Annotated in this window: 4 protein-coding genes; 2 read left to right on the top strand and 2 right to left on the bottom strand. The window is 49.2% G+C overall.

The features are described from left to right. Positions 1 to 141: 141 nt before the first annotated feature. The gene (locus tag RMO35_RS09665; RefSeq protein ID WP_309740658.1) at positions 142 to 1,161 is read left to right on the top strand and encodes a serine protease; all 1,020 of its coding nucleotides are present in this window, start codon (positions 142 to 144) and stop codon (positions 1,159 to 1,161) included. A gap of 181 nt (positions 1,162 to 1,342) precedes the next feature. Here the strand turns inward: RMO35_RS09665 and RMO35_RS09660 are convergent, their stop codons facing one another. Both RMO35_RS09660 and RMO35_RS09655 read right to left on the bottom strand, forming a co-directional pair. Beyond that, positions 1,343 to 1,945, bottom strand: coding sequence for a hypothetical protein (locus RMO35_RS09660; RefSeq protein WP_309740654.1), 603 nt, complete (start codon positions 1,943 to 1,945; stop codon positions 1,343 to 1,345). Positions 1,946 to 2,133: 188 nt separating this feature from the next. Then, the gene (locus tag RMO35_RS09655) at positions 2,134 to 3,420 is read right to left on the bottom strand and encodes an alpha/beta hydrolase (RefSeq protein WP_309740650.1); all 1,287 of its coding nucleotides are present in this window, start codon (positions 3,418 to 3,420) and stop codon (positions 2,134 to 2,136) included. Between RMO35_RS09655 and RMO35_RS09650 the strand changes: the two genes are divergently transcribed. Further along, on the top strand, positions 3,407 to 3,944 hold a 538-nt coding region (locus RMO35_RS09650), incomplete at its 3' end, for a GNAT family N-acetyltransferase (protein ID WP_309740648.1). The two genes, RMO35_RS09655 and RMO35_RS09650, sit on opposite strands and share 14 nt — an antisense overlap.

Genomic DNA, 3,944 nt, shown 5'->3' with positions numbered 1-3,944 from the left:
CAGGAACTTCGATCGTGTGAACTTCTCCCTGATGATGGATCTCAACAGTATAAATTTTCGTCATTGATATTTGATGATGAGTGTATCGCAGGTATTGAAGAAGATACTCTCCACTTTAGCAAGTTCTGGCTCTAGGAAATCATGTCTCACATCCAGTTTCAGAATTCGATCGGTCGAGCCATTCGCAGCCGCTTGGTAATGAGATTTTGCCAGAACCTAGGCGTGGGAATATTAGTGGCAATTGGCATCGGTGGATATATACCTAATGCTAACGTTCGAGCGGCGATATTCGATCGATCCGGGCAGAAAATACCCGATCGAGAAGTCAACTCCAACCGTGTCAATTGGCAAATGTTATCGACCAAATCCGGTGGTAACTATAATGGCGTGGGCTTAATTGATGTCGATTATGGTGTGTGTACGGGCTTTGCGATCTCCACTGGTCGAAATCCGCTCGCTCCCGCTTACGTCCTCACCAATGGGCATTGTCAGGGCAAAGCAGGTCAATTACCTAACAATCGAGAAATTATCGTCAATCGATCGACTAAAACCCGATTTACGGTTAATTACTTCTATGATTTTAAACCCAAGCGGTTGACTATTCCCGTCAAACGTCTGGTATATGGCACGATGAAACATAACGACATCGCCATCCTCGAATTAAATCTTACTCAGGGAGAACTCAAACAAGCGGGCATCAAACTGCTCCAGATTGCCGCTCAACCCCCCGCAGTCGGCGAACAGTCGATCGTCGTCGGCGTACCGTCAGAAGGCGTCAAAGACAGTTTAAACTACCTCCACGCCACTACCTGTCGCGTGGGAGCAACGGCGAATATCAAAGAAGATATCTACAACTGGCCCAAATCGATTCGTCACCGTTGTAGTATTGTCGGGGGGATGTCTGGTTCGCCGATGATTTCGCTCAAGACAAATCGAGTCGTGGCTATCATTAATACTGGGGTCAATGACAACGCGGCTAAACAACCTCCGTGCAGCATCAATCGTCCGTGTGAAGTCGGTACCAATGGAGAGATCCAGACGTTTCCGCAGGAAAATTACGGTCAGCCAGTAGACCAGATTCCCGCTTGTTTCGATCGACGCGGCATTTTCAATCTCGATCGTGATGCCTGTCAATTAGAACGTCCCGAGCGTCCGCTGTAGTCTGATAAATCGAGGTATTAAATTCCCACAATTATCTCTTAGGGGTATCAACAACTGCCACGCTAGTTTCGGACATACCCCCGACTTCTTGGAGAAGTCGGGGGTATTGCAGCAATGGTCGAAATGTGATGAATGTCCTGGCGGTTGCTACACACGAAGCACCGCCATAAATCGATCTTAATTAATTACTTCCTTCGGCACTACTAGGCGTAGGCGAAACAGACGGCGCGGCATCACTACTCCCTGGAGTCGGTGCTGCTGATGGCGTAGTCGTCGGTTTGGCAGTATCTGATTTATCAGTAGTAGTAGGTGCCGTGGGTGCCGCTACTGGCTTGGGTACTTCAATTACTTTGGTAGCTCCAGGTACCACTACTGGCTTGGGTACTTCAATTACTTTGGTGGCTCCAGGTACGGCAAAAGGTTTGGGTACTTCGATAATTTTTGGTGGCGCGGCGGGTTTTTGCACCTCGACCACTTTGACTTGTGGGGGCGCAGTTTTTTCGACTGTCCGATCGATAATTGTCGTTTTCTGTGGTGCTGGCGATACCGTTGCGGTAGGGTTCGGCGGAGTATTGATAATCGTTGTCGGTGCTGGTGTTGGCGTCGGCGCTGGTCGCGTCCAGAAATAAGTCGCCAATCCACCCAAACCCAGTAAGAAAACTAAGAGGCCACCGATCGCGATCCCATTGCTAGTACCATTATCTTCGGCAGCTCGTTCGCGCTGGTACTGGATCTCATTGTCTAAATTGTCCCTACCTTGAGGATTGTTATAGTTATTCGGCATCTCGCGCTCCAACAATTAAGTTTGTATAATATATTGCATGGTATACTAGTGACACTCAGTAATCTTTCTATCAAAAGGTAGAGATAGAGATGGCTGCTTCTACTTTCAAGCAAAGAATTGACAAGACACGATCTAGCCACATCTACCCGATCGCGACCGAAAAACTGAAGAAGTTCGTGTAAATATTATTACAAAGCCAACGCCCAAGCCAAAAATCGCTCGGTGTAGTAGAGCGCAAGTTGATTGCTGATGCCTGGAAATACCGCATCAAAAGCATGATCCGCCCACGGAATTTCGATGAAAATGGCACGATTGCCTTGCGATCGCAATTGTGTGGCGAGGTATTTGCCATACTTAGCTTCGACAATGCGGTCTTTGCCGCCATAGATGAGTAGCGATGCTGGCAGCGCGGGTTTGACAGCATTAATGGGGGATGCTTGACGGTAAAGTTCGGGAAATTGCTGTGGAGTGCCGCCCAAAAAAGTCCGCAGTGTCGCTCGCGACTCGATCGGATCGGGAGTTGGGACATTTTCATAACCCGTTGTCAGATTGACAGGGCCGTAATAATCGACGACCGCGCGAATTGGAAAGGGCGGGTTCTGGTAAGCGGCTAACATCGCCAGTTGGGAGCCAGCCGAGCGACCGATCGCCGCGACGCGATCGAGATCGGTTTCGTTTTCAGCAGCATGGTTTTGGATATATGTCAATGCCGATCGGACATCAGCATTTTGAGTCGGAAAACGATAGGTAGGCGCGTGACGGTAGGAAATTGCCCAGACAACATAACCTTGAGCGGCAATATAACGGTTGAAATTTTCATCGCTATCAGGGCTACCGCGTTGCCATGCACCACCATAAATTGATACGATGGCGGGGTATTTACCGACTTTTAGGGGTCGATAAATATTGAGAGCTAGGGGCACCCCATCAGGATTAGCGAACGGAATCTGCCGATCGATCCGGACTGGATCGCTAGTGATACCGCGCCAGAGGTCGGCAATAATTAGTGGCTGCGATCGCATCTTCGCCAGCGACTCAGGCGCAATTTTAGTCAGATAATCTCTGCCTAAATTCGACTCGATCGCGCTTTGGGCTTGCTGTTGAGTCGGCGCAAATTGGATGAGCGGTTGGGCGCTGAGTCCGAGGGCTAAACTGCTGATACAGAGCGTCACGATCGCCAATCGAGATCGGCGAACACTCCTAATCCCAAATCGCAGCCAGCTCAAAATCAGCAAGAGAGCATTAAAAATAGTCAATCCCGGACTGATTTCGGGTGCGCCCACACTGAAGGGGAGTAATGAGAAAATCGGTGCGGGGAGGATAATCCAGACACTCAAACCCAAGCCAATTAACAGCAGAACTCCGAAGATCCATGTACCAACTGTCTTCATCACTTGTTCGATCGTAGAAGTACTAGCTGTAATAATTCTACACCAGAGAAATAAATATAACCCGTTGGCAATGGAACCAGTCATTCCGCTCGATTTTACAATTCTCGTTCCCAGTGGCTCCACCATTGAAACCGCTCGCTGTCGATTGCGATGTCCCACTGTAGCGGACATCCCCCTAGTATTTTCGGCGACGCGCGTTGCCGGATTTACGCGGGGAATGCAATGGGAACCGCCAGCGAAGATCGAAGAACTGGAAGAACCACTGCAAGAAAATTTCCGCGCTTGGCATGAGGGCAAAATGTATGTGTTTACGATCGCCGATCCGCACTCAGATCTGCTGCTGGGGAGGATTGGGATCCGCAAAACCGATCGGCAAGATGTGTGGAATCTGGGATTTTGGACGCATCCAGAGCATCAAGGACAAGGTTATATGACTGACTCACTCCTTGCCATGCTAGAGTTTGGGTTTGAAATCCTCGGTGCTAGCCGCATCGAAGCCAGTCATGCGCTCTGGAATAAAGCTAGTCGGCGCGTCCTCGAAAAAGTTGGCATGAAGTTTGTCAGATATATTCCTCACGCGTTTCAAAAAAAGGGACACTGGATCGAAG

Source organism: Chamaesiphon sp. OTE_20_metabat_361 (genome assembly GCF_031364565.1).
Note: the sequence above shows the minus strand (reverse complement) of the source record. Positions and strands in the feature narration are given on the sequence as shown.